The sequence below is a fragment of the Acinetobacter portensis genome (genome assembly GCF_010646905.1).
Taxonomy (GTDB): domain Bacteria; phylum Pseudomonadota; class Gammaproteobacteria; order Pseudomonadales; family Moraxellaceae; genus Acinetobacter; species Acinetobacter portensis.
Genome location: NZ_JAAARQ010000002.1, coordinates 3,032,819 through 3,059,385 on the forward strand (window position 1 = coordinate 3,032,819; position 26,567 = coordinate 3,059,385).

The window sequence follows — 26,567 nt, forward strand, 5'->3', positions numbered from 1 at the left end:
AATATTTCTATATGCCTGCATTGGCACATAAAAATTTGAATTTTGTAACCTAAGCCGTTTCAATAGGATGAGTTTGACTTAAAAAAGATGTGACTTATGCAAAACTCAGTTCTCAAACTAAATTTTAGCATTCGTAATAATGATGGCTATTATAGAGGGATTTGCAGAGATATAACCACAGTATACACTCATAAAAAATGTAGACCTATTTAAGTGAATTTATGCCTAAACCCTTTGTACAACTATTAAATAATTACTTATACAATGACTTATACTGTTATTTAAGTTCATTTTCACTCATCAAAGTCACTTAATTTCGCCTTAAATGCAATGGCTTTAAAATCGGTTATGTCTTTATAACCAAATGGATTTTGAATTTCTTTAATCTCAAGGAATGATTTTAAATTTTCACTCAGTACTACTCGGTAGATATAAGCTTCTTTGCCTTTTACTTGAAGAACTTCATATTCATTTGCGCTAAAAAAGAATTCTGTATTTGCATTTACGGTTGTAGTTTTCACCTCAATATAGCGTGATTGACCATTGAAATGACTTTCAATGTCTTAGCCTTGGCTGACATTGATTTTTCTACGATCAATCAGATATTCTTCTATTTTTGATAAATCAGCACCTAGTTTTTCTAAACGTGCTTTTTCATATGCAATTGCAAAATCTTCACCTTTTATTCCAATAGCATCTTGGCGTTCAAGCTTTTTTAAAAACTCTTCAGGGGATAATTCTTTCTCTGATTTTTTTGCCCTTTGAAGATGAGGAATGTGCTGTATCTTTAGGAGGGTTAGATAACCCCATCACACCATCATGTTTTATATGCAAATCAATAATTTCTTTTGCATGGGCTATATCAATTTTTTTAAGTAAAAATGATGGATTTTTTCACTCGGATTTAGCCAATCAAATTGATCCAAGTAAGTGTTATAACCTTTTTTTGATTGTCCAAGTTTACTTACCATGTATTTATCAGATATATAAGTTTTTAAATGGGGTAGCAACTTAAATATATCATCCCCATTTTGTAAATATTGTTTGATATAGACGCTTGGTAAAGTTTTATTTAGGGCAATCATGATGCCACTACTTAGCCCAATACTGTAAGTTAAAGTACCTTTGAGTTCTGTACCTTCTTCTTTACCATGCCCACTGCTATGAACTAATACACCGCTTTTTTCCTCAATGTGATTTAATAGTTCAAGTACATGCTTAGAAGATGGTTCTGTGAGTTATCTATTTATTCTGCACTAGAGTGACCTGGGAAGATTCGGGAAGAAATGGGATATTGCGGGATGAAAGCTATTAATAGTAAGGATTTGAGTGAATTAAAAAGGGCGAATCATATTTGTGCTGATTTGCCCTTTATTTTGCACTGAATTTAACATTCCCTCTGAAGATGTGTTTTTTTAGTTTTTATTCTGCACTAATTTCACAAGGGGTATTTGATTCAAAAATGCTTCTACTACTGCGCCTACCACCTTTGTGACAATAGGGCTTGGTTTTTGTATATCATCTAAATTAACTTGAAGCGTGAATGGCTCACACTCTGGTAATTTAATCTGTATAGATACATTCGTATCCTGTGAATCACTTTCAAACACTTCCATGGCTTTGGTACTTAGCTCAATACCTTTAATTTTTAAATCATTCAATCCAAAGCCAGCTTCACAACTTGTCTCATGCATACTAAGACTTCAGCGATTTCAAAATGGCGTGATTTAAATAATCGCACTAAAAATATTAGCTCTTTTTTTAAATCTGATGATGAAGATACGCCTGCTGAATTAAACGATCTAGCAAAAACATTAGACACCGTTGCATCCGTAGCTGTGACTCAAAGTGTTATTAATAATATTCAACGTGAGCTAGTAGAAAACAAAGGAACCAGTAGTAATGGCTACATTAAAGAAACTAGTCTAACGCCTGATGATTTGGCAGTTATCCGCCAACAAAACCGTAACACGATTAATGAATCAATCAATTATGAACGCTCAAAAATCAACAGCATGGAGGCAATTGCTCAAGTCAAAGAATACAAAGCTTTAGCTGATCAAGTTCATCTTCAAATTCAGTCACTCATTGATGTACGTCCTAACCTGACTAAAACGACCATATTAGTGCCCTGCACTATGCATTGGTTATCACATTATTTATACGATGATATGAGTCGTGCTGCTGAAATTCGTCGTTTAAATCCATTAATTCAAAACCTCTCACTTTTAGAAAAAGGTATGGAGGTATCTGTTTATGCAAGATAAAGAATTACGCTTAATTATTGGCGATGTTGAGATTAAAACTTGGGATAGTGCCTCTATTGATTCTGCTATTGATACACCAGCTGAAAGTTGGAGTTTTGCGCTATTTAGCGAAGAAGATTTAGCCCTACCCGATTCAGTGAAAGCAGGTGCAAAAGTTCAAGCTTTTTATGGTGATGAACTCATTTTAACCAGCGTAGCTGATGCTGTGAATGAAGCTTGTGACCGTTCAGGATACGGTTTAAAAATCTCAGGTCGTGATTTGGTTGGACAGCTTATCGATTGCTCTGTCCCTATATTCAATGGTCGCCAAGTTAACCTTGACGTGCTTTTAAGTAAATACGTGCTTGATGGTGAATTAAAGTCACTATTTTCAAATGTAAAAATTCAAAATGATGCTTGGCTTAAAAATAAAATTTCTGTTGAACCTGGTGAATCTTTATGGGATGCAATTGCTAAAGCTGCAATGGTGACAGGTCAGCATGTTTGGTTAGATCCTGATGGCACAATTCAAATCGGTGATCCATTTGCTTCTCCTTATCAGGTGCAAGAACCATTAAGGCTATATCGAGAAGGTTCTGAAAATAACGTGCTAGATGCAAGTTATGACGAGGACATTTCTAACGTTTATTCAGATATTCGTTTACTAAGCCAGGACTCGAAAGCACAACATATTATTTCGTCTGCAAAAGTCGACACTCAGTTCAGTTATAACCGTTTGAAACTCATTACATTAGCTGATGCTGAAACAAAAGCGGAAGCTGATTCAGCACTTGATAAAGTTAAAAAGGATAATAATTTACAGGCCTATGCACTCAACATAAATGTAAAAGGTTGGGATGTTGACCAAAAAACGTGGGCAACTGGCATGTATTTAAACTTTGAAACTGATCGTTTAAATCGAGCGACTGCGAAATGGGCTGTATATGGTCGAACACTCACCCTATCTCGTTCTAACGGTAAAAAGACTGCTCTTAAATTACATCGCCAGGGCGATTGGGCACAGCCGTTAAAACATAAAGAAAAGCCTAAATCGACGACTAAGAAAACTAAGAAAAAATCTAGTAATCAAGGACAAAAACCATGAGTACTGTTGGAGCAATTCAATCACAAGTTGCTAAAGGGCTTGGTCAAGTTAGACAAGCTTTTTGGGGTATTGTTGCCCGTGGCGGTGCTAAGGCTTTGCAATTATCAGGCTTTGCAGGTGAAACACTACAAGAAGTTGAATTGGTTCAACAAGTTGGCTTTGCATCATACATCCCTAAAAATGCAAAAGTTGTAGTGATCCCCTTACACGGTAAAACAGCCAAATCTATTGTCATTGCTACGTCTAACGGTGCTGTTAACGTGAATGTTGGTAATGGTGAAACATGCGTCTATGACCAACACGGACATACCCTTTGGCTAAAAGCTGATGGTACACATGTTGGTGGCGGTGATCTGATTGTTGATGAAGGCAATTTAAAAGTTAACGGCAAAGTAATTGCAACACAAGACATTGAAAGTGCTGGGCAAATATCTGACTCAGGTGGCTCAATGCAAAGTATGCGTGAAACGTATAACAGTCACGAAGGCCATAGTAGTGGCGGCACACCATCGAATCAAATGTAGAGGCACACATGGCAGTTATTCATTCAGAAAATAAAGATTATGAACTTCAAAGTCTTGATGATGTATTCACTCAAGATGAAATTCAATGTGTGCTTCATCGACTTCAAATTGAGCGTTTTCGGTATTGGGCTAATCCTAACTTAGGTAGTCGCCTCTATTTACTGAAACGATCTAAGGATCGTTAGACGCAATCATCTTTTGGCAAAACAATATGCTGAAGAAGCACTTGAAGATTTAGTACCGGGGCGATTTTTAGACCTTAATGTTTCTGTACAAAACAGTGAAGTGGGTCGTATTGATCTTTTAATTGAAGTAACACGCCTGAATGGGCAAATCGGCAAAATTTTATATTTTGTACCCGTTGGAGGTTAATACATGTACCCAATTCCATCATATAACAAGCTTTATTTGACGATTGTTCAAGAGATCCGTGGATTAACAGGATTAACTATTACCGATGACAGTGATGCTGGTATTCGTGCTGCGGGTACAGTCTCTGTTGTAGAGGGCTTATATCATCATCAACAGTACATTCAAAAACAACTTTTTGTAGCAACTGCGGATGAGCCATTCTTATATGTTCATGCTGAAGAAATTGGACTACCTCGCCAAGGTGGTACATTCGCATCTGGACAAGTGAAAGCAATTTCTAACGAAGCTTTAACAATTACAGCAGGTAGTAAATTAACCAATGGTAAAGGTTATTACTGGACTGTTGTTGGAGATGTAATTTTACAGCAAGACACTCATTCTCTTGTGAGTGTTGTTGCTGATCAAGCTGGCGCATCTTGGAATGTTGCTGAAGGTGCTTTGCTTTGGGTTAGTCCTCCAGCTGGCTTAGATGGTTCTGCAACTGTGATTTCCATTGGCGGTGGTACAGATCAAGAACAGCTTGAAGTATGGCGTTTACGTTTACTCGAACGAAAGCGCCTTGGTGAATATAAAGAACGTCGTGATGATATTGAATTCATGGTGAAATCTTCTGGCAATGTTGAACACGTTTACCACTATCCTAAACGTCGTGGTTTAGGCTCATATGATGTTGCGATTACAGCAAAAGGTACACCTCCAACAGTGCCATCTGCTGAACTATTACAAGAGACTCAAGTCATTATGGATTCTTATATTGGCGACCTAACTGATTGCCGCGTATTTAGCCCTACCCCACAACTTGTAGACATTAATGTCGTCTTAACTGGTGGAAGTGTTGATGATGTAAAAGAAGTGATTAGAAACTACTTTGCTGAACTCGCCCCATCTGATCCATATCAATATGCAATTCTACTTTCTCGGATTATTGCTGTAGGTGGTGTAACTGACGCGGTTCTAACGCCAAATGCCAATATTATCCCTGAAGTAACTTGGCAACATTTGTACTGGTTACGACTAGGCCAATTGGAGGTCGTTCATTCATGATTGATCTCCAGCAGCGAACTCAGAAATACGTTGATGTATTGCTTCAACTATTACCACAAGGTCTGTATGACAATGCGTTAGACACGGACATTACAAAAGATGTTCAAGGGCACGCTAAAGTATTGGCTCAGGCTGATATTGATGCTCAATCACTCTTGGAAACCATTCCAATGGTACAACCAGAGCTAATAGAAGAATATGAAGTAGATTTTGGTTTACCACTTAAATGTACGCTATCTACGTCCCTTCCAATTGAAGAGCGTGTACGTATCGTGAAATGGGTTCAAACCAAGTTACGTGGTCTTGAATATTATCGTGAACTCTTTTCATTTTACGGCATTGAGTTAATTGATTACATCAAGCCCAAACCATTTCAATGCACTCAAAGTTGCAACTTGTCCATAAATACAGAGCAGTTGCGCTTCAAAATCAAATTGATCGTATCTAATCCTAATTCAGTAGATACCGAGTGCATTATTAATAGCTATTTCCCTGCATTTTTTGAAGTGAATGTAGTTGAGGTCTAAATGAAGCGTATTGACACAATTAATGCCCGTGAAAACATGTTTGGTATTGGTAAAAGTGGCTTTCATGACAATGCTGATTTGCCAGGGCAAGATGCAACTTATGTAAGCCCTGAATGGTTTAATACTGTACAGGAAGAGCTATGTAACTTGCTTGAATTACGAGGCATTACGCTTGATCATGCATCAAAACGTCAGTTATACGATCTTCTAACGACACAGGTTGATCTTGAAGCACTAGCTGATGAAATTGAAACCAATTTTATTCGTAAAAATCAAATCACAGATAACCTAACAACAAATGATGCAAATAAACCTGTATCAGCAAAACAAGCGAAAATTCTTCAAGACAATAAGCTTGAAAAAACAGGAGCGACAGCAACTAATTTTTCATTGTCAAATGTAGTTACACGTGAAGTTACTGGTTCAAATTACACAATCACCTATAATGATTCGAACAGAATTGCAATTATAAGAATGCGTGTTTTTACAAACAAGACCGTTGATGGTAGTGGTGTTTTTACTGTTGATGAAGGTGGAGGTTATTACAAAGCTCTAATCACACTCCCGATCACACTTCAGAAAAGAATTTCTGCTGATTTTTTGCTTGCAGCTGCAAGTGGCGGTGTGTCTTGGATCAATGAGGCTGGCGAATGGCTTGTTCAATGTGACCCAATTGGTTCCAATGGTGTAACCGAATCAAAAGTCGGTGTACATTTGACAGCGTGGCGTGGGTCTGCGCGTGAGGAAGTTGACGGTTATTTAGAAGTTGTGGGGATATTTTAATGAAATGTTATTTTAATTTAGAAGCTCAAGAATTACGAATCAATGAAAAACTACATGATGATGATGTTGAAATATCATTTGATGAACACCAAAATATATTAAACGCACTAAATAGTGGCTGCATTATTTTACCCGATCTAACAGCAACATCACCTCGACCAACCGCACATCACAATTGGGATGGTGGAAATTGGATAGATCAACGTACGGAAGAAGAAAAGCTTGCATACAAACGCTCACAGTATCCTAAACTTACACGCTATCAATTTATGCGTGGCTTACTTGAAATGGGCTTTAACTCCTCAGACATCGAAGCTCAAATCTTATTAATTGAAGATGAATTTACACGTGAGCTCACAATGTTGGGTTTTAGAGATGCTGGATATTTTGATCGTAATGACCAAAGCATTGGCGTTATGCGTGACATGCTAGGTAAAGCTGATATGGAAATTGATGAGTTTTGGGAGTTGTGTATGGTTTTTTAGTGCAAATCAAATGCAAATTTTAAGTGCAAAATAAAAAACAAAACAGTGCAAAAAAAACCGAAAACTTACACTTACATAATGCTTACATGAATTTTAAAATTAAAAAACCGCTTAGGATTAATGCACCTAAGCGGTTGTTTTATATGGTGGGCCCAGACAGACTTGAACTGTCGACCAACGGATTATGAGTCCGTTAACATAGTAATTTAAAATCAACAAATTAAAAATATAATGTCAATACTATCATATATTTATGTAATTTTAATAATTTATTATTAACTCTTTTTGTTGATTAATATATATTGATTTTGCTTACTACTTGCTTACCAGATGCTTACTAGAATGAAGTTAACAAAACCTGCTATTGATAAAATTGATTGCTCAGACAAAAATAAACCAACTTTTTTTTGGGATGAGAAAACACCAGGATTCGGCGTCAAAGTTACACCTAAAAATAATAAAAGCTACATTTTCCAAGGCCGTATTGGTCTTCAAAACCGTCGTATCAAAATTGGTGACGTTGATGTATGGAAATTAGATGAAGCTCGTAAATATGCACAAGAATTGGCGATTATGTGCCACAAAGGGATTGACCCATTAATCGAGCGTAAGAAAGCTTTAGCTGATAATAAAGAACTGCTAAAACAAGAAAAACGCAAAACTATTAAATTTAAAGATGTATGGTTTGAATATTTAAAAGCAAGACAACCTAATTGGCGACCAAGAAGTTATCAGGACCACATCGAATTATCTAGAGGTGGTTACGATCCTGAAAAAAATAGTGTTTATACCAGTCAACCCATTTTTCAACTGTTTGAGTACAAACTTTCTGAATTAACTGCAGATGTATTATGCGATTGGCTTGATCACAATGACTTCCGTCCAACAACATCAGCTAAAGCATACAGACTTACACGAGCTTTCCTGAATTGGTGTGATGAACACGAGGATTATGAAAACTTAGTGCCTCCAAAATCATACAACTCAAAAAAAGTTAAAGATAAAGTCCCTTCCCCAAAAGCCAAGAATGATTGTTTGATGAAACAGCATCTAAAACCATGGTTTGAAGAGGTAAATAAGTTAACTAGCAGAAAAATAGCGATTTTTTTGATATGTAGTTTAATCACTGGTTGCAGAAAGAATGAGCTGCTTTCATTAAAATGGACAGATGTCGATTTTCGTTGGAAAACAGCAAAAGTCAGGGATAAAATTGAAGATGAAGGTCGCCTAATTCCTCTAACTGCATATGTTGAAAGCTTATTATTAGAACTAAAGAAAAATTCTGATTCTAAATTCATATTTAGCAGTAAGGGCGCTGAATGTGGCCATATTGTTAATCCTTACGATAGCTTAGAGAAAATATGTAAAAAACTAAATATTGAACTTACTCCCCATGGATTGAGGAGATCATATAAAACGTTAGCTATTTGGGCAAAAATCAATGAAGGATCTTTAGCACAGATATCAGGTCATAAACCAAGTGCATTAGTTGAAAGGCACTACATCGTACGACCTATGGATATGCTACAAGAAACACTACAAGAATATGAGGATTGGATTTTGCAACAAGTGCGAAATGGCATTAATTGAAATACCTCGATACGGACTAATGCCAGTCAGTTAAGAAATTGACTGGTAAAGGGTGTAAATAATTCTGTGTAAATACAGTTTTAAAAATACTTGGTTACACGCTCTTCAAAAGAGGGCGTTCAAAAATCTATGTCAGTAAATTTGACTACATTTTAATTATATCGATCTAATCGACCTTCAAAGTAAATGGATAATTGAGTAATGTGTGAAAATTGAGACTTCTACTGACATTTTGGTAAATTTTACCTCATGTCATAGGAGTTTGAATTTTGAGTACAAAAGCCCAACGGGAAATTGCCCATAAATTAAAAGTGTTTGCTCATGCTGAACAAAATGGCAATGTTGTATTGACCTGTCGATATTTTGGTATTTCACGAAATACTTTTTATCGTTGGAAGAAGAATTATAAATCCAAAGGAGAGATAGGATTAGTCAACAGTAAGCCATGTCCACAGAACCTGAACCGTACCGGGTTTGTCGGAGACTTTTTTATTTAAGTTAGGCCACCTGACCTAACGGATTAATCTTATCATAGTACATTGCTTCAAACTCAAAAGGCGATACATAACCCAGTGCACTGTGTACACGCTTTTTGTTGAACCAATCTACCCAATTTAATGTCGCAAGTTGTACATCCGCTAAACCTTGCCAATCTGCTTTTAAATATTCAATCACTTCTGTTTTGTATAAGCCATTCACCGTTTCAGCCAAAGCATTATCGTATGAATCACCTGTCGTACCGACTGATGCTCGTAAATTTGCTGCTTCTAAACGATTGGTATAGCGAATAGAAAGATATTGAACACCTCTATCTGAATGATGAATCACATTCTTAGGCATACCTCGATCGTGCAATGCTTGCTCCAATGCATCGAGCACCATATCTGTATTCATCCGTGTAGATACTTTCCATCCAACAATTGCTCGTGAGAACACGTCAATAACAAATGCGGTATATACCCAGCCTGAATTTGTTTGAATATACGTAAAGTCACTGACCTGAGAAGCACTGCTTCGCAAGGGTCAGGATGATCAGCTCTAAAATTCCGTTTCACCAAGTCAGGTGCTCGTTTTTGGTCATCTCGGTTACGGGTGGTTTGTTTATTCTTACCACGCCAAACACCTTGTATACCTAGCTTTTGCATCAATCGAGCAACTGTACAACGTGCAATCACATAGCCTTCACGTTTCAGTTGTTGCCAGACCTTACGCACACCGTATCGACCTGAACTTTCTTTCCAAATTCGCTTAATCTCCTCAGCATGCTGCAAGTCATGTAAATCTCGTTTCGCTCGATGTTCTGGATTTACTGTGAGATCTAAAGTCCGGTAATAGGTTGAAGCAGCGATCGGTAAAATCCTACAAATCGCCTCAACAGCATATAACGCCTTATTGTTATGGATAAAATCCACTATTATTTGTGTGGGCGGTCGAGCTCCGCCTGGGCGAAAAAAGCCGCTGCTTTACGTAGAATTTCGTTAGCACGTTGCAGTTCTTTATTTTCGCGTTCCAGTTGTTTGATACGTTCTTGGTCTGAAAGCTGCTGTGCTTTAACTGGATTTTGTTGATCTAAGTATTTTTGATACCAAACACGTAGTGTTTCAGGAGTACAGCCAATTTTAGGAGCAATTGCTGTGATTGCAGCCCAATTCGATGGATAATCTTTCTCGGATTCAATCAATAATTGAACCGCTCTTTCTCTGATTTCAGGGGTATATTTTAATTTTGTCATCGGGATAGTCTCTCAGAATATTGACTCTCCGACAAACCCGGTACGGTTCAACCTTAAGCTACGCACGCCTGCTGTGATTGAAGATAAGATTATTTATTTACGTCAACACTATCATTTTGGACAACTACGGATCAGTTGGTATTTATGGCGTTATCACCAAATTAAAATTTCAGCAGCTGGGGCGTACCATGTTTTAAAACGGCATGGTATGAATCGATTACCCCAAAATCAGCGTAAACGTTCTATTCCTATTCCTCAACGTTATAAAAAACAAGTGTAAGCGTCCGCTGAACCCCATGCCTATTTTTTAATTTGAGTTGGATTTCCAGCGATGTGGTAGTAATTCTTCTATTTGGGTCGCTTTATGCGTCGGCAGCCTTTTCAGCACATCACTGAGATAGGCATACGGATCCAACCCATTCAGCTTTGCTGACTGGATTAAAGTCATGATATTTGCCGCTCGCTGTCCACTGCGCAGCGAACCTGCAAACAACCAGTTCTTACGGCCCAATGCCCAGGGACGCATTGAGTTCTCTGCCCAGTTATTGTCAATGGGTAGATTGCCATCATCCAGATAGCGGCTTAAGGCTGGCCAACGCTTCAGACTGTAATTGATGGCCTTGGCGGTTGGAGAACTCGATGGCACCGTCAGATAATGTTGGTTGAGCCATTCACACAGTTGTTGCATCACCGGTTGGCTGTGCTGTTGTCGGTATTCGCGGCGGTGTTCTGCTGTACCATCGGTCTTTTTCCTGAGTTCTGCTTCTATCGCATACAGTTTCTGAATCATCAGTAATGCCTGTTCAGCGATCTGACTTTTCCCGGTCACATGTAGCTCATGGAATTTACGACGTGCATGCGCCATGCAGCCCACCTCTATGACATCGCCTGATTTAAAGCGTGCTTTATAACCACTGTAATCATCACAGACCAGATGGCCCTGCCAGCCATTCAGGAACTCTTCTGCATGCTGACCTGAACGGCTATCCTGAAAGTCATAGATCACCGCTTGAACTGGATTGTACTGTGTAGTGGCATAGGCCCAGACATAACCTTTCTTCGGTTTTTTCTCATCATCACCCATCCGCATGATGGTGACCGGCGTTTCATCGGCATGGATCACCCGCTGTTGCAGCACCACCTGTTTTAAGGCATTGGCCAGAGGTTCCAGTTCCACACCGCAGCGACCTATCCAGTCAGATAACGTTGATCTAGAAAGCTCGATTCCCGCCCGCTGATAGATCAGACGTTGACGGTACAGCGGTAAATGATCGGCATACTTCGATACCAGCACATGGCTGAGCAGTTCAGGTGAAGCAATGCCTTTATCAATCACATAGGCAGGCATCGCTTGCTGAGTCAGGGTGTCACACTGATCACAGACCCATTTGCCACGCACATGCTGTTCCTTATAGAACTGTGCCGGTCTGAAATGCAGTTTTTCACTGATATCTTCGCCGATACGACGTAACTGGCAGCCACAACTGCATTGGGTTGATGCAGGTTCATGCTCAATACGGATGGTGTGTAGATGATCCGGCAGCAGTCGACGTTTAGGTTTGTTGACTGTGGCTTTCTCTGTCGCTGCATCGGTTTTATCTGCATTCAGCCGTTCCAGTTCCAGATCAACGGCTGCAATATCTTCTTCGACCGCTTCATCCCAGAGATGGATTTGTTTTGCAGTGAGATGTTCGTTTTTACTGCCGAATTTGTGCTGTTTAAATAGTGCGAGTTCATGCTCGTATTTTTGATTGAGAATAGAAAGATGTTGAACTTTAGAATCTAATTGCTGATTGGTGACTTCAAGATGTTGAACTCTGGCATCTAATTGCTGGTTTGATTGTGCTAGAGACTGATGCTGCAGCGCCAACTGCCTGGTGAATTCCAGCAGTTGTTCATGGGTCAGTTGGCTTAAGTCAGGCAGCGTATTCATGACCGCAGTATGCCTGAGGTCATGAGAAGAATGAAATAGAACGTTTGGAGAATAGCAGAATGGAACAGCCTGGTTTAAAGCATCGTCACCACCTGCTGTCGTCCAATGCGCTGCCAGGGCAAACCTTGGATCAGTGCCTGTAACTGTTCCGGGCTGAGGGCCACGGTTTCACCTTGGTGAACTTGAGCCCAGTGAAATTTGCCCTGTTCCAGCCGCCGGGCACACAGCCAGATGCCCAATCCATCATGTACCAGTACTTTCATGCGATGGCCACGTTTATTACAGAACAGGTAAGCACAATGCGGTTTGATGTAGCCAAAGGCTCTCACCACCTGAGCCATGGTCGTATCCATACCTGCACGCATGTCCATGGGCTGAGTAGACAACCAGATTTCATCAATGCGGATCATGTTGCAAGTGCCTTGAGTAATTCTGCCAAGGCAGGTATTTCTGATGTCTGCCATTTTAGCTGAATATCATTATTCGTATGAGGCACGGTGATACACAACGTGATCCTCTCATCAATAGGTTGGCTGATTGCAGCAGTGTAAGGCAAAGCAATAAATGCTGGATTCACATGAGTAGGATCCTGCACGGCACCCTCATGATGGCTGAAGATCCTGATCCAACGACTGACAAGGTTGGCATTAATACTACGTTGCAGTGCGACCGAAGCGATCGAGGTATTAGGATTTTTGCAGGCATTGACAATACTGAGTGGCTTTGTTGCACAAAGATTTGAAATGCAAAGCGCCCCTAATTGAGCCAAATTTAAGGCGTAACTTGGGTAAGTGGTCGACCTAATTCCGTAAATCTGTTGAGGACTGCTACACGTGCATGAATTTCATTCACCTGACTAGGAAAGCTTCTTGCCATTAATTTATCGCCTAATAATTTGATGCAATGCATCTTGGTTTCCACCAAACTGCGGCGATGATAGCCTGACCATTTTTTCCATAATGTCCTGCCTAAACGTTTAACTGACAGGAAAAATATTATGGGTTTAAAGGGCATATCGTGATTAATTTATCAGGGATGATTACGAACTATACTTTTGCTCCAGCAAATTGTGATGAAAGAGATGTTGCACCTGAAATTACACAAAACATTTATGGTTTATTGGGAGCGGATAAGGGATATATAAGACCTGAATTAAAACAATATTTTAGGCATCAATATTTAGACTTACAAACACCTTATAGACGAAATATGGTTGATCTAAGACCAAAAGAATCAATCAGAATATTGATGAATGCTCGAAGGCAAATTGAAACTGTTATCGGTCAGTTGACTGACCGATTCAACATTCAAAAAGTAAGGGCAAAAGATCTGTGGCATTTAACACATCGAATTGTTCGTAAGATTCTTTCACATACTCTTTCAGTTATTCTAAATATGAAATTAGGGAATCCTCCTATACAGCTTGAAACCATAATTAAAAGTTGAGATTGGCGTATCTAATTTAAAAATATAAGTTTGAAATAATTTTTAACAATGAAAAAGACAAGAAAGCGACATATTTGATATGTCGCTTTCTTTAAAGACTCAGATTAACCAATAATGATTTGGTTATTAATTAAATCCTGTAATTCCAATGCGGTCTTACCTTCAATAATTAACAAATCAGCCCAATCATGAGTTGTACCACTCGTTCTATTAGCAACACCATCACGGTCAATTTTCAATACGGCATCGCCATTACCATCATCTTCAACTTTGATGTAGTTAGCAATATCCGATTGATCTACTGAAAGTAGACCTCCGAAGAACCCAGCACCAAACTCAATTTTGTCATTGGCTTCGTAATCGACCCATGTGTCTGTACCATTACCACCTGTCGCATCGGCAGCATTTAAGACCTCATAAATCGCTGTGTATGAACCAGAACCACCAATCAAGGTATCATTGCCTGCACCACCATTTAAGCTATCATTATCGAAACCGCTTATCAGCATATCATCACCGAACGAATCGGCGGCGAAGCTTTCGATAGATACACTCCTGCCGGTAATGTTCTGAGGTGGGGTCAGGGTGATGTTGTCGACCTGCAAAGTGAGGTTAGAGTCCCACGAATTGTCTGCAACCGTGAACACCAACCGGTATGTACCGGCATCATTGATTGTCTGAGTAATAGACTGGTTGCTCAAATTGATGTTGCTGAAGAAGTTGTGCGTACCACTGGCCCCTGTCACATTACTCCAAGTCCCATCATTGACATCCTGCTTTTGCAACTGGTAACTGACCGAATTACCACTCCGTCCCTCACTCGTCCACTGGCTGAACGTCAAGCTACTGCCAGAGTGATTGACCGCAAAGACTGTACTGGTAGCAACGGCATTAGTTCCACCATTGTTGCTTGAATCATCAATCACCAATCGCCCATCACTATTAATCGCCACCGTTCCTCCCGTAACAGTCCACGCCGAGGTATTGCCCAGCACACCACCGCTGAATGCACCCAGCACGACTGGCTCGACCGCATGCACCTGCACCACCAGATTACTGGTGTTGCTGGCGGTATCGCCGTTCACCCCTTCGGTGCTGATAGCCTCCACCTGTAGCGTTACCGCACCAGTGCTAGCATTGATGGGCGGGGTGTAAGTCAGCGCAGCCTTGTTCCAGCTCTGAACATCCACTTGCGTGTTGCCACTTGTGGCGGTGAAGCTGTTGTTGCCATCGCTGAGCTTCGCACCCACAGGGATGTTCTTGACCCACACCACCAAAGTTTCGGAGCCATCGGTATCCACCAGACCTGCAGCAATGCTGGAAATCTTGATGGCAGTACCAGCCTCACCTTCATTGGCACCATAGGCCTTGTAATAGCCGTGGCCACCGGTATCGTTGCTCAGACTGCCCAGTTCACCCCCTGCCACCCCAATCGCTGCCACATTTGTAAACAGTTGTGCAGACGTCGTCGACAGCACGGCGGCTGGGTTCAACCCTTCTTTAAACAAGATGCTATAGCCACCATCCCCAGATTGGTTATGCACATAGATGTCCAATGTGTAGTAACCACTGGCAGAGGGCGTGAACGTGCCTTGAAACTTACCGGATCCACTAGAGCCATCAGGACTGGTACTAATGCTGCCCCAACGCCCCGAAGCCACAGTGATACCACCGACCACGATGGCAGCGCTGTCATCGGCAGTGCCACCAAAGGTATATGACTTGCCTGCTTCCAGATAGATCAGGCCGGACATCTTGACACCTGCGTTAGCAGTCAATCCGTTGGAGATGTTGACATTGGCATTGGTAACTGTGGTGCTGGTGCCACCGGAGGCAGCAGCAAAACCGACCAGCAAGTCTGTTGCAGACACACCATTGCCACCAGTGCCACCAATATTCAAACCCGTATAAGTGGTCCGCATGAGTCCATTGTCCACTGGCGACTCGACCGTCGGCGACGTTAAGGTCAACGTGGGCGCGTCGGCCACCGGCGTGACGTTGATCGTCGTGGTGTTATTAACTGTCTGCCCGAAGTTATCCTTGGAAACCACCGCCAAAGTATCGATACCACTCCAGTGAGTATTACCTTGGTAGGTCAAGGTCTGCAAGGTCGCGTTGATCGCCGCCTCGCTGCCGACCAGGGTCAGGGTACCGCTACCGTTGCTACCGGCACTGATGGAAGCCCCAGTTTGCAACGTCACTTTCATGACACCATTGCCCACACTGAGCTGCACGCTGGCGAGGTTGGTGTCAGTCACCTGAACCGTCGACAGGCTCAACGCCGTGTCTTCATTGACTGTCTGCGCCACGGGCACCGTGTTGACAGGCGCGCGGGTATCCACGGTCATGCTGACCACGTTGCCTGCCAAGCCGGCATTGCCCGCTGCATCGGCGTAACTGCCCGCCGCAAGCGTCACCGAGGCAACACCTTCGTAACCCGCTGTCGGGGCGAACGTGGCCGTCCAGACCAGCGGGCTAACCTGCTGCAGGTTCGAGACCGTGCCACCGGTTGTGGTGATGTCGCCCACGACAAAGCCCTGCGGCGCTTCATTGAAGGTGAAGGTGACCATGACGGTCTCCGCGCCGGTCAGGTTCACATCGTCCACACTGACACTCACCGTCGGCGGGGTACCGTCTACGGTGAACTCAAACGGCACAGATGCCGGACCTGTCGAATTGGAATCTGCATTGTAGGCACGTGCCACTACTTCGACCAAACCATCACCAAGGGTGCCAGTGGAAGTGAGCAGGGCAAGCTGTTCCGAAGTGATAGTCCAAGTCCAAACTCCAATCTCTCCGTCTGGTACTTCGATACGGATCGGGCCAAGGCCACGCACCGTTACCCAAACTTCGTCCACCTTGTCGCCGCCAGTCGCACCTAGATCAATCGTACCACTAATGCTACCCTGCCTATCGTTGGTCAGTCCATTGTGTCCGATATCCCCAGTGTCACCACTTCCGCCCGCGCCATTAGAACCAGCAACAGCATCTACATAGGCAACCACTATCGGTGTTGGCAGGCTCTCTGGTGCCAGAGTCACGGTTCCACTGTCACTGGTACCAGTATTGCCCGCCTTGTCGGTGACATGAACCTTAAGCAGATCAGCATTGTAGTCATCAGACAAGGCCTGATTAAGCGCTACATTGATCTGCAAATATTGCCCGTAACCAGGAGCCAGACTACCAACCGTACCCTCGCCATAGAACACACCGTCGTAGTACACCTCGACCTTGTCACCAATATCGGCATGAGTTTGCTTGGCGTTAGACAGGTCACCAGACACGAGCGCGGTGACATGACCAAATCCAGTGCCTTCTGGTGCGACGTAATCAACATAGGTCGCTTGCGGGGCGTAAGTGTCGGACACGAAGGTGTACTTGTCGGACACCTCGCTGACGTGCCCAGTGACGGTATCAACCAGCTTGACCTGCAAGTAAATTTCATCGTCGCCGCGCAACTGATCGGCCCACCAGATGGTTTGCAGCACTTCACGCAACTGCTCGGGACTGATCGTCCATTGGCCGCCGCTGACGGTGACCACCACATCTGCACCGTTAGGATAACTGACATTACCGTAATCTACGTCGCCATTATCATCGGTGCTTTGCTTATTGGCGTACAGACGCAGAGTAATCTGACCATCAGGTGCATCTACCCTACCAGTAATACGTCCCATGACGTCATTGCTGTAAGTTACCAAGCTATCGATTATGGTGGTGCTCTGCGGCGTACCTCCATCAATGCTGTAGCCCAGCGTAATCGAGCCATCAGCGTCGTAAGGCTCGAAGGTGTAACGGCCGTCAGCGTAAACCGTGATCGCGCCCTTATCAGCCAGTTCCAAAGTCTGACCGATGGTGACGGGCTGGCCGTTAGCAGTCACGTTTGTGACCACACTACTACCATCCGATGCAGTACCTTCCAGTTGACCTTCTACCTCGGAGCTATTAATCTTGTTTTCTTCCTTCAACGCCACAGTGGTAGCAGTTACGGTGGTTACAGTCGGCGGGAACATGTCGTGGATCGACACCTGCACCTGATACTGCTTGCCCTCACTGTCAGTGAGGGTGAGCTGATCATTCAACGGTGCGTTGCTTGCGGCAAGTGCACCAGCCAAGCCTGTATTGAGCACGTAGCTCCATTCGCCGGTGGCGGTGTTGAAGGTGAAGGTGCCGTAGGTACCGGCCAGCGTGGTCGGCGTATTGAAGCCAGTGAGCGCTTCGCCATAGCGGTCCAACACGCTGCCCGAGACCGTAGTGGTGCCGTCAAGCGCAGCCTGCGCACTGGCGCTCCCCTGCACATACTCGATGTTATCGTAGTAACCAGTGATCACCGGTGCTGGCGGCGCGGCAACCGTGTAGGCCTGAACATCCTTCGCGCTATTGCCTGCGGCATCGCTGACGGTAGCCGTGGCCAAGCCGTCCTTCAACAGTGTGGCGTGTTCCTTGATGACCTTCGCCGACCAATTGCCATTCGCATCGACCGTGCCGGTGACGCTGATCGGGTTATTGTCGGCACCGAGAATTGGATCACCATTGGCATACTTGAAGGTCACCGTGACGTTGGTGCCCACATCCACGCCCGACACCGTGCCATTAATGATGAATCCATCTACCATCTTCTCATTCCAATCCACGATGTCATTGCCATCCGCAACGTGGGTGATTGTGATCGTCGGTAAGACTGTATCCACAGAAATCGGACGCGTTGCCTGGACAGCAGGGTTGCCCGCCGTATCGGACACATCCGCAGTTACGGTCAGCGCACCTTGCGGTAACAGCGTTACATGCGCCCGTGGCACATCCAGCGTCCAGGCATTATCCGTCACCACAGCCGTATAGGTCTTGCCATTGAGGGTAACTGTTACCGACTGGCTATTCTCTACGCCAGTGGTGGTGCCCCTGATGGTCAAGTCTTGCTGGGATTCAGCCGCATTGATCACGTCGTCACCCGCCAACGGGCCAGTGATGCCGATCGTTGGTGCGATAGTGTCAATATTGACGTTGCGATTGCCAACGTTACCTGCGTTACCAGCCTGATCGTAGTAACTCCCAGCGGCAATCGTCAGCGGCACCATCGTTTCGGTGTTTGTCGCTGCGGTGACCGTACCCGTCCAGGTGAGTCCGCCATCGCTCGTGCTCAGCGTACCCAGCTTGAGATTGGCTGGATTACCTAGCAAAGCCAAAACCTCCGCTGCCGATAGTGCATTGCCTGCATCATCATGCGGCACTTCGGTAAACTTAATGGTCAACTCGCCAGAATTACTCTCACTAACACCATTTAGCACGTTTGGATCCACCGTGATCGTCACTGTGGGAGGCGTTTTGTCCACGGTAATCGTGTGCAAATCCTGTGCATAATTACCTGCGCTGTCGGTCACGCTTGCAGTGATCTGCGGAGAACCTGTGAGCAAAGCCACATCTTCGACAGGCACTGTTACAATCCAGTTCCCGCTCGTCTCGACTATTTCGAATGTATAAGACTTGCCACCGATCTGAACCTTGATAACCTGGCCGTTTTCCACGCCTGTGGTCGTACCACTGATGGTTAATGGCTGTCCTTTTTCAGTCGCATTGATTACGTCGTCACCAGCCAGAGGACCTGTGATCGCAATCGTCGGTGCGGCGATGTCCACGCTGATCGGGTTGCTTGCCTGCGTTGCAGGGTTGCCAGCCTTATCGCTCACGTCAGCAGTCACAGACACAGAACCTGTTGTAGGCAGTTCGCCCACAGCTTCCGCCGGTACCGTCACGCTCCAGGCGTTGTCCGTCACCGTCGCGGTGTAGGTCTTGACGCCCACGGTCACCGTCACCTGCTGGCCGTTTTCCACGCCTGTGGTCGTACCACTGATGGTTAATGGCTGTCCTTTTTCAGTCGCATTGATTACGTCGTCACCAGCCAGAGGACCTGTGATCGCAATCGTCGGTGCGGCGATGTCCACGCTGATCGGGTTGCTTGCCTGCGTTGCAGGGTTGCCAGCCTTATCGCTCACGTCAGCAGTCACAGACACAGAACCTGTTGTAGGCAGTTCGCCCACAGCTTCCGCCGGTACCGTCACGCTCCAGGCGTTGTCCGTCACCGTCGCGGTGTAGGTCTTGACGCCCACGGTCACCGTCACCTGCTGGCCGTTTTCCACGCCTGTGGTCGTACCACTGATGGTTAATGGCTGTCCTTTTTCAGTCGCATTGATTACGTCGTCACCAGCCAGAGGACCTGTGATCGCAATCGTCGGTGCGGCGATGTCCACGCTGATCGGGTTGCTTGCCTGCGTTGCAGGGTTGCCAGCCTTATCGCTCACGTCAGCAGTCACAGACACAGAACCTGTTGTAGGCAGTTCGCCCACAGCTTCCGCCGGTACCGTCACGCTCCAGGCGTTGTCCGTCACCGTCGCGGTGTAGGTCTTGACGCCCACGGTCACCGTCACCTGCTGGCCGTTTTCCACGCCTGTGGTCGTACCACTGATGGTTAATGGCTGTCCTTTTTCAGTCGCATTGATTACGTCGTCACCAGCCAGAGGACCTGTGATCGCAATCGTCGGTGCGGCGATGTCCACGCTGATCGGGTTGCTTGCCTGCGTTGCAGGGTTGCCAGCCTTATCGCTCACGTCAGCAGTCACAGACACAGAACCTGTTGTAGGCAGTTCGCCCACAGCTTCCGCCGGTACCGTCACGCTCCAGGCGTTGTCCGTCACCGTCGCGGTGTAGGTCTTGACGCCCACGGTCACCGTCACCTGCTGGCCGTTTTCCACGCCTGTGGTCGTACCACTGATGGTTAATGGCTGTCCTTTTTCAGTCGCATTGATTACGTCGTCACCAGCCAGAGGACCTGTGATCGCAATCGTCGGTGCGGCGATGTCCACGCTGATCGGGTTGCTTGCCTGCGTTGCAGGGTTGCCAGCCTTATCGCTCACGTCAGCAGTCACAGACACAGAACCTGTTGTAGGCAGTTCGCCCACAGCTTCCGCCGGTACCGTCACGCTCCAGGCGTTGTCCGTCACCGTCGCGGTGTAGGTCTTGACGCCCACGGTCACCGTCACCTGCTGGCCGTTTTCCACGCCTGTGGTCGTACCACTGATGGTTAATGGCTGTCCTTTTTCAGTCGCATTGATTACGTCGTCACCAGCCAGAGGACCTGTGATCGCAATCGTCGGTGCGGCGATGTCCACGCTGATCGGGTTGCTTGCCTGCGTTGCAGGGTTGCCAGCCTTATCGCTCACGTCAGCAGTCACAGACACAGAACCTGTTGTAGGCAGTTCGCCCACAGCTTCCGCCGGTACCGTCACGCTCCAGGCGTTGTCCGTCACCGTCGCGGTGTAGGTCTTGACGCCCACGGTCACCGTCACCTGCTGGCCGTTTTCCACGCCTGTGGTCGTACCACTGATGGTTAATGGCTGTCCTTTTTCAGTCGCATTGATTACGTCGTCACCAGCCAGAGGACCTGTGATCGCAATCGTCGGTGCGGCGATGTCCACGCTGATCGGGTTGCTTGCCTGCGTTGCAGGGTTGCCAGCCTTATCGCTCACGTCAGCAGTCACAGACACAGAACCTGTTGTAGGCAGTTCGCCCACAGCTTCCGCCGGTACCGTCACGCTCCAGGCGTTGTCCGTCACCGTCGCGGTGTAGGTCTTGACGCCCACGGTCACCGTCACCTGCTGGCCGTTTTCCACGCCTGTGGTCGTACCACTGATGGTTAATGGCTGTCCTTTTTCAGTCGCATTGATTACGTCGTCACCAGCCAGAGGACCTGTGATCGCAATCGTCGGTGCGGCGATGTCCACGCTGATCGGGTTGCTTGCCTGCGTTGCAGGGTTGCCAGCCTTATCGCTCACGTCAGCAGTCACAGACACAGAACCTGTTGTAGGCAGTTCGCCCACAGCTTCCGCCGGTACCGTCACGCTCCAGGCGTTGTCCGTCACCGTCGCGGTGTAGGTCTTGACGCCCACGGTCACCGTCACCTGCTGGCCGTTTTCCACGCCTGTGGTCGTACCACTGATGGTTAATGGCTGTCCTTTTTCAGTCGCATTGATTACGTCGTCACCAGCCAGAGGACCTGTGATCGCAATCGTCGGTGCGGCGATGTCCACGCTGATCGGGTTGCTTGCCTGCGTTGCAGGGTTGCCAGCCTTATCGCTCACGTCAGCAGTCACAGACACAGAACCTGTTGTAGGCAGTTCGCCCACAGCTTCCGCCGGTACCGTCACGCTCCAGGCGTTGTCCGTCACCGTCGCGGTGTAGGTCTTGACGCCCACGGTCACCGTCACCTGCTGGCCGTTTTCCACGCCTGTGGTCGTACCACTGATGGTTAATGGCTGTCCTTTTTCAGTCGCATTGATTACGTCGTCACCAGCCAGAGGACCTGTGATCGCAATCGTCGGTGCGGCGATGTCCACGCTGATCGGGTTGCTTGCCTGCGTTGCAGGGTTGCCAGCCTTATCGCTCACGTCAGCAGTCACAGACACAGAACCTGTTGTAGGCAGTTCGCCCACAGCTTCCGCCGGTACCGTCACGCTCCAGGCGTTGTCCGTCACCGTCGCGGTGTAGGTCTTGACGCCCACGGTCACCGTCACCTGCTGGCCGTTTTCCACGCCTGTGGTCGTACCACTGATGGTTAATGGCTGTCCTTTTTCAGTCGCATTGATTACGTCGTCACCAGCCAGAGGACCTGTGATCGCAATCGTCGGTGCGGCGATGTCCACGCTGATCGGGTTGCTTGCCTGCGTTGCAGGGTTGCCAGCCTTATCGCTCACGTCAGCAGTCACAGACACAGAACCTGTTGTAGGCAGTTCGCCCACAGCTTCCGCCGGTACCGTCACGCTCCAGGCGTTGTCCGTCACCGTCGCGGTGTAGGTCTTGACGCCCACGGTCACCGTCACCTGCTGGCCGTTTTCCACGCCTGTGGTCGTACCACTGATGGTTAATGGCTGTCCTTTTTCAGTCGCATTGATTACGTCGTCACCAGCCAGAGGACCTGTGATCGCAATCGTCGGTGCGGCGATGTCCACGCTGATCGGGTTGCTTGCCTGCGTTGCAGGGTTGCCAGCCTTATCGCTCACGTCAGCAGTCACAGACACAGAACCTGTTGTAGGCAGTTCGCCCACAGCTTCCGCCGGTACCGTCACGCTCCAGGCGTTGTCCGTCACCGTCGCGGTGTAGGTCTTGACGCCCACGGTCACCGTCACCTGCTGGCCGTTTTCCACGCCTGTGGTCGTACCACTGATGGTTAATGGCTGTCCTTTTTCAGTCGCATTGATTACGTCGTCACCAGCCAGAGGACCTGTGATCGCAATCGTCGGTGCGGCGATGTCCACGCTGATCGGGTTGCTTGCCTGCGTTGCAGGGTTGCCAGCCTTATCGCTCACGTCAGCAGTCACAGACACAGAACCTGTTGTAGGCAGTTCGCCCACAGCTTCCGCCGGTACCGTCACGCTCCAGGCGTTGTCCGTCACCGTCGCGGTGTAGGTCTTGACGCCCACGGTCACCGTCACCTGCTGGCCGTTTTCCACGCCTGTGGTCGTACCACTGATGGTTAATGGCTGTCCTTTTTCAGTCGCATTGATTACGTCGTCACCAGCCAGAGGACCTGTGATCGCAATCGTCGGTGCGGCGATGTCCACGCTGATCGGGTTGCTTGCCTGCGTTGCAGGGTTGCCAGCCTTATCGCTCACGTCAGCAGTCACAGACACAGAACCTGTTGTAGGCAGTTCGCCCACAGCTTCCGCCGGTACCGTCACGCTCCAGGCGTTGTCCGTCACCGTCGCGGTGTAGGTCTTGACGCCCACGGTCACCGTCACCTGCTGGCCGTTTTCCACGCCTGTGGTCGTACCACTGATGGTTAATGGCTGTCCTTTTTCAGTCGCATTGATTACGTCGTCACCAGCCAGAGGACCTGTGATCGCAATCGTCGGTGCGGCGATGTCCACGCTGATCGGGTTGCTTGCCTGCGTTGCAGGGTTGCCAGCCTTATCGCTCACGTCAGCAGTCACAGACACAGAACCTGTTGTAGGCAGTTCGCCCACAGCTTCCGCCGGTACCGTCACGCTCCAGGCGTTGTCCGTCACCGTCGCGGTGTAGGTCTTGACGCCCACGGTCACCGTCACCTGCTGGCCGTTTTCCACGCCTGTGGTCGTACCACTGATGGTTAATGGCTGTCCTTTTTCAGTCGCATTGATTACGTCGTCACCAGCCAGAGGACCTGTGATCGCAATCGTCGGTGCGGCGATGTCCACGCTGATCGGGTTGCTTGCCTGCGTTGCAGGGTTGCCAGCCTTATCGCTCACGTCAGCAGTCACAGACACAGAACCTGTTGTAGGCAGTTCGCCCACAGCTTCCGCCGGTACCGTCACGCTCCAGGCGTTGTCCGTCACCGTCGCGGTGTAGGTCTTGACGCCCACGGTCACCGTCACCTGCTGGCCGTTTTCCACGCCTGTGGTCGTACCACTGATGGTTAATGGCTGTCCTTTTTCAGTCGCATTGATTACGTCGTCACCAGCCAGAGGACCTGTGATCGCAATCGTCGGTGCGGCGATGTCCACGCTGATCGGGTTGCTTGCCTGCGTTGCAGGGTTGCCAGCCTTATCGCTCACGTCAGCAGTCACAGACACAGAACCTGTTGTAGGCAGTTCGCCCACAGCTTCCGCCGGTACCGTCACGCTCCAGGCGTTGTCCGTCACCGTCGCGGTGTAGGTCTTGACGCCCACGGTCACCGTCACCTGCTGGCCGTTTTCCACGCCTGTGGTCGTACCACTGATGGTTAATGGCTGTCCTTTTTCAGTCGCATTGATTACGTCGTCACCAGCCAGAGGACCTGTGATCGCAATCGTCGGTGCGGCGATGTCCACGCTGATCGGGTTGCTTGCCTGCGTTGCAGGGTTGCCAGCCTTATCGCTCACGTCAGCAGTCACAGACACAGAACCTGTTGTAGGCAGTTCGCCCACAGCTTCCGCCGGTACCGTCACGCTCCAGGCGTTGTCCGTCACCGTCGCGGTGTAGGTCTTGACGCCCACGGTCACCGTCACCTGCTGGCCGTTTTCCACGCCTGTGGTCGTACCACTGATGGTTAATGGCTGTCCTTTTTCAGTCGCATTGATTACGTCGTCACCAGCCAGAGGACCTGTGATCGCAATCGTCGGTGCGGCGATGTCCACGCTGATCGGGTTGCTTGCCTGCGTTGCAGGGTTGCCAGCCTTATCGCTCACGTCAGCAGTCACAGACACAGAACCTGTTGTAGGCAGTTCGCCCACAGCTTCCGCCGGTACCGTCACGCTCCAGGCGTTGTCCGTCACCGTCGCGGTGTAGGTCTTGACGCCCACGGTCACCGTCACCTGCTGGCCGTTTTCCACGCCTGTGGTCGTACCACTGATGGTTAATGGCTGTCCTTTTTCAGTCGCATTGATTACGTCGTCACCAGCCAGAGGACCTGTGATCGCAATCGTCGGTGCGGCGATGTCCACGCTGATCGGGTTGCTTGCCTGCGTTGCAGGGTTGCCAGCCTTATCGCTCACGTCAGCAGTCACAGACACAGAACCTGTTGTAGGCAGTTCGCCCACAGCTTCCGCCGGTACCGTCACGCTCCAGGCGTTGTCCGTCACCGTCGCGGTGTAGGTCTTGACGCCCACGGTCACCGTCACCTGCTGGCCGTTTTCCACGCCTGTGGTCGTACCACTGATGGTTAATGGCTGTCCTTTTTCAGTCGCATTGATTACGTCGTCACCAGCCAGAGGACCTGTGATCGCAATCGTCGGTGCGGCGATGTCCACGCTGATCGGGTTGCTTGCCTGCGTTGCAGGGTTGCCAGCCTTATCGCTCACGTCAGCAGTCACAGACACAGAACCTGTTGTAGGCAGTTCGCCCACAGCTTCCGCCGGTACCGTCACGCTCCAGGCGTTGTCCGTCACCGTCGCGGTGTAGGTCTTGACGCCCACGGTCACCGTCACCTGCTGGCCGTTTTCCACGCCTGTGGTCGTACCACTGATGGTTAATGGCTGTCCTTTTTCAGTCGCATTGATTACGTCGTCACCAGCCAGAGGACCTGTGATCGCAATCGTCGGTGCGGCGATGTCCACGCTGATCGGGTTGCTTGCCTGCGTTGCAGGGTTGCCAGCCTTATCGCTCACGTCAGCAGTCACAGACACAGAACCTGTTGTAGGCAGTTCGCCCACAGCTTCCGCCGGTACCGTCACGCTCCAGGCGTTGTCCGTCACCGTCGCGGTGTAGGTCTTGACGCCCACGGTCACCGTCACCTGCTGGCCGTTTTCCACGCCTGTGGTCGTACCACTGATGGTTAATGGCTGTCCTTTTTCAGTCGCATTGATTACGTCGTCACCAGCCAGAGGACCTGTGATCGCAATCGTCGGTGCGGCGATGTCCACGCTGATCGGGTTGCTTGCCTGCGTTGCAGGGTTGCCAGCCTTATCGCTCACGTCAGCAGTCACAGACACAGAACCTGTTGTAGGCAGTTCGCCCACAGCTTCCGCCGGTACCGTCACGCTCCAGGCGTTGTCCGTCACCGTCGCGGTGTAGGTCTTGACGCCCACGGTCACCGTCACCTGCTGGCCGTTTTCCACGCCTGTGGTCGTACCACTGATGGTTAATGGCTGTCCTTTTTCAGTCGCATTGATTACGTCGTCACCAGCCAGAGGACCTGTGATCGCAATCGTCGGTGCGGCGATGTCCACGCTGATCGGGTTGCTTGCCTGCGTTGCAGGGTTGCCAGCCTTATCGCTCACGTCAGCAGTCACAGACACAGAACCTGTTGTAGGCAGTTCGCCCACAGCTTCCGCCGGT

The 26,567-nt window shown here is 47.6% G+C and carries 14 protein-coding genes, 6 pseudogenes and 1 other annotated feature; of the genes and pseudogenes, 12 read left to right on the plus strand and 8 right to left on the minus strand.

The window, feature by feature from the left end:
• Positions 1–293: 293 nt before the first annotated feature.
• Complete coding sequence (locus tag GTK57_RS14755; protein WP_228720343.1) at positions 294–560, minus strand: protein NO VEIN domain-containing protein; 267 nt, start codon at positions 558–560, stop codon at positions 294–296.
• An 855-nt stretch (positions 561–1,415) separates the two neighbouring features.
• A complete protein-coding gene (locus GTK57_RS14350; protein WP_163124471.1) occupies positions 1,416–1,694 on the minus strand; it encodes a hypothetical protein in 279 nt (92 codons plus the stop codon).
• Between GTK57_RS14350 and GTK57_RS14355 the strand changes: the two genes are divergently transcribed.
• The 10 genes and pseudogenes from GTK57_RS14355 to GTK57_RS14400 all read left to right on the plus strand — a co-directional run.
• Positions 1,689–2,267, plus strand: a complete 579-nt coding sequence (locus GTK57_RS14355; RefSeq protein WP_163124473.1) for a hypothetical protein — start codon at positions 1,689–1,691, stop codon at positions 2,265–2,267. The genes GTK57_RS14350 and GTK57_RS14355 overlap by 6 nt on opposite strands.
• Positions 2,257–3,351 carry a phage baseplate assembly protein gene (locus tag GTK57_RS14360; protein WP_163124476.1) on the plus strand — a complete coding sequence of 365 codons (1,095 nt, stop codon included), beginning with the start codon at positions 2,257–2,259 and terminating at the stop codon, positions 3,349–3,351. The genes GTK57_RS14355 and GTK57_RS14360 overlap by 11 nt, the downstream gene beginning before the upstream one ends.
• Positions 3,348–3,875, plus strand: a complete 528-nt coding sequence (locus tag GTK57_RS14365; protein ID WP_163124479.1) for a phage baseplate assembly protein domain-containing protein — start codon at positions 3,348–3,350, stop codon at positions 3,873–3,875. The genes GTK57_RS14360 and GTK57_RS14365 overlap by 4 nt, the downstream gene beginning before the upstream one ends.
• Before the next feature lie 8 nt (positions 3,876–3,883).
• Positions 3,884–4,247, plus strand: a pseudogene (locus GTK57_RS14370) (phage GP46 family protein).
• 3 nt (positions 4,248–4,250) lie between these two features.
• Positions 4,251–5,291, plus strand: coding sequence for a baseplate J/gp47 family protein (locus GTK57_RS14375; RefSeq protein ID WP_163124482.1), 1,041 nt, complete (start codon positions 4,251–4,253; stop codon positions 5,289–5,291).
• Positions 5,288–5,818 (plus strand): hypothetical protein, encoded by a 531-nt coding sequence (locus GTK57_RS14380; RefSeq protein WP_163124485.1) that lies wholly within the window; start codon positions 5,288–5,290, stop codon positions 5,816–5,818. The genes GTK57_RS14375 and GTK57_RS14380 overlap by 4 nt, the downstream gene beginning before the upstream one ends.
• Positions 5,819–6,601: a hypothetical protein gene (locus tag GTK57_RS14385; RefSeq protein ID WP_163124489.1), complete on the plus strand. Its 783-nt coding sequence runs from the start codon at positions 5,819–5,821 to the stop codon at positions 6,599–6,601.
• Positions 6,601–7,086 (plus strand): hypothetical protein, encoded by a 486-nt coding sequence (locus GTK57_RS14390; protein ID WP_163124492.1) that lies wholly within the window; start codon positions 6,601–6,603, stop codon positions 7,084–7,086. Before GTK57_RS14385 ends, GTK57_RS14390 begins: the two co-directional genes overlap by 1 nt.
• Before the next feature lie 342 nt (positions 7,087–7,428).
• The gene (locus GTK57_RS14395) at positions 7,429–8,676 is read left to right on the plus strand and encodes a tyrosine-type recombinase/integrase (RefSeq protein ID WP_131261641.1); all 1,248 of its coding nucleotides are present in this window, start codon (positions 7,429–7,431) and stop codon (positions 8,674–8,676) included.
• 269 nt (positions 8,677–8,945) lie between these two features.
• Positions 8,946–9,134: pseudogene (locus tag GTK57_RS14400) on the plus strand (helix-turn-helix domain-containing protein); the annotation flags it as partial.
• A gap of 40 nt (positions 9,135–9,174) precedes the next feature.
• Here the strand turns inward: GTK57_RS14400 and GTK57_RS14405 are convergent.
• A pseudogene (locus GTK57_RS14405) lies at positions 9,175–10,408 on the minus strand (IS3 family transposase).
• Positions 10,017–10,133 (minus strand) — a sequence feature (AL1L pseudoknot). It overlaps the preceding pseudogene by 117 nt.
• Before the next feature lie 46 nt (positions 10,409–10,454).
• On the opposite strand from GTK57_RS14405, the pseudogene GTK57_RS14410 reads away from it, so the two are divergent.
• Positions 10,455–10,685 (plus strand): annotated as a pseudogene (locus tag GTK57_RS14410) (IS481 family transposase); the annotation flags it as partial.
• 30 nt (positions 10,686–10,715) lie between these two features.
• Here GTK57_RS14410 and tnpC read toward each other — a convergent pair.
• From tnpC to GTK57_RS14430, 4 genes and pseudogenes are all read right to left on the minus strand, one after another.
• The gene (gene tnpC, locus GTK57_RS14415; protein WP_163124495.1) at positions 10,716–12,341 is read right to left on the minus strand and encodes an IS66 family transposase; all 1,626 of its coding nucleotides are present in this window, start codon (positions 12,339–12,341) and stop codon (positions 10,716–10,718) included.
• A gap of 74 nt (positions 12,342–12,415) precedes the next feature.
• Positions 12,416–12,751 carry an IS66 family insertion sequence element accessory protein TnpB gene (gene tnpB / locus GTK57_RS14420; RefSeq protein WP_000618091.1) on the minus strand — a complete coding sequence of 112 codons (336 nt, stop codon included), beginning with the start codon at positions 12,749–12,751 and terminating at the stop codon, positions 12,416–12,418.
• Positions 12,748–13,086: an IS66 family insertion sequence element accessory protein TnpB gene (locus GTK57_RS14760; protein ID WP_228720344.1), complete on the minus strand. Its 339-nt coding sequence runs from the start codon at positions 13,084–13,086 to the stop codon at positions 12,748–12,750. Before GTK57_RS14760 ends, tnpB begins: the two co-directional genes overlap by 4 nt.
• Positions 13,087–13,112: 26 nt before the next feature.
• Positions 13,113–13,325: pseudogene (locus tag GTK57_RS14430) on the minus strand (IS5/IS1182 family transposase); the annotation flags it as partial.
• Here GTK57_RS14430 and GTK57_RS14435 point away from each other — a divergent pair.
• Positions 13,326–13,787, plus strand: a pseudogene (locus GTK57_RS14435) (IS982 family transposase); the annotation flags it as partial.
• 104 nt (positions 13,788–13,891) lie between these two features.
• Here GTK57_RS14435 and GTK57_RS14440 read toward each other — a convergent pair.
• Positions 13,892–26,554, minus strand: coding sequence for an Ig-like domain-containing protein (locus GTK57_RS14440; protein WP_206752275.1), 12,663 nt, complete (start codon positions 26,552–26,554; stop codon positions 13,892–13,894).
• Positions 26,555–26,567 lie beyond the last annotated feature (13 nt).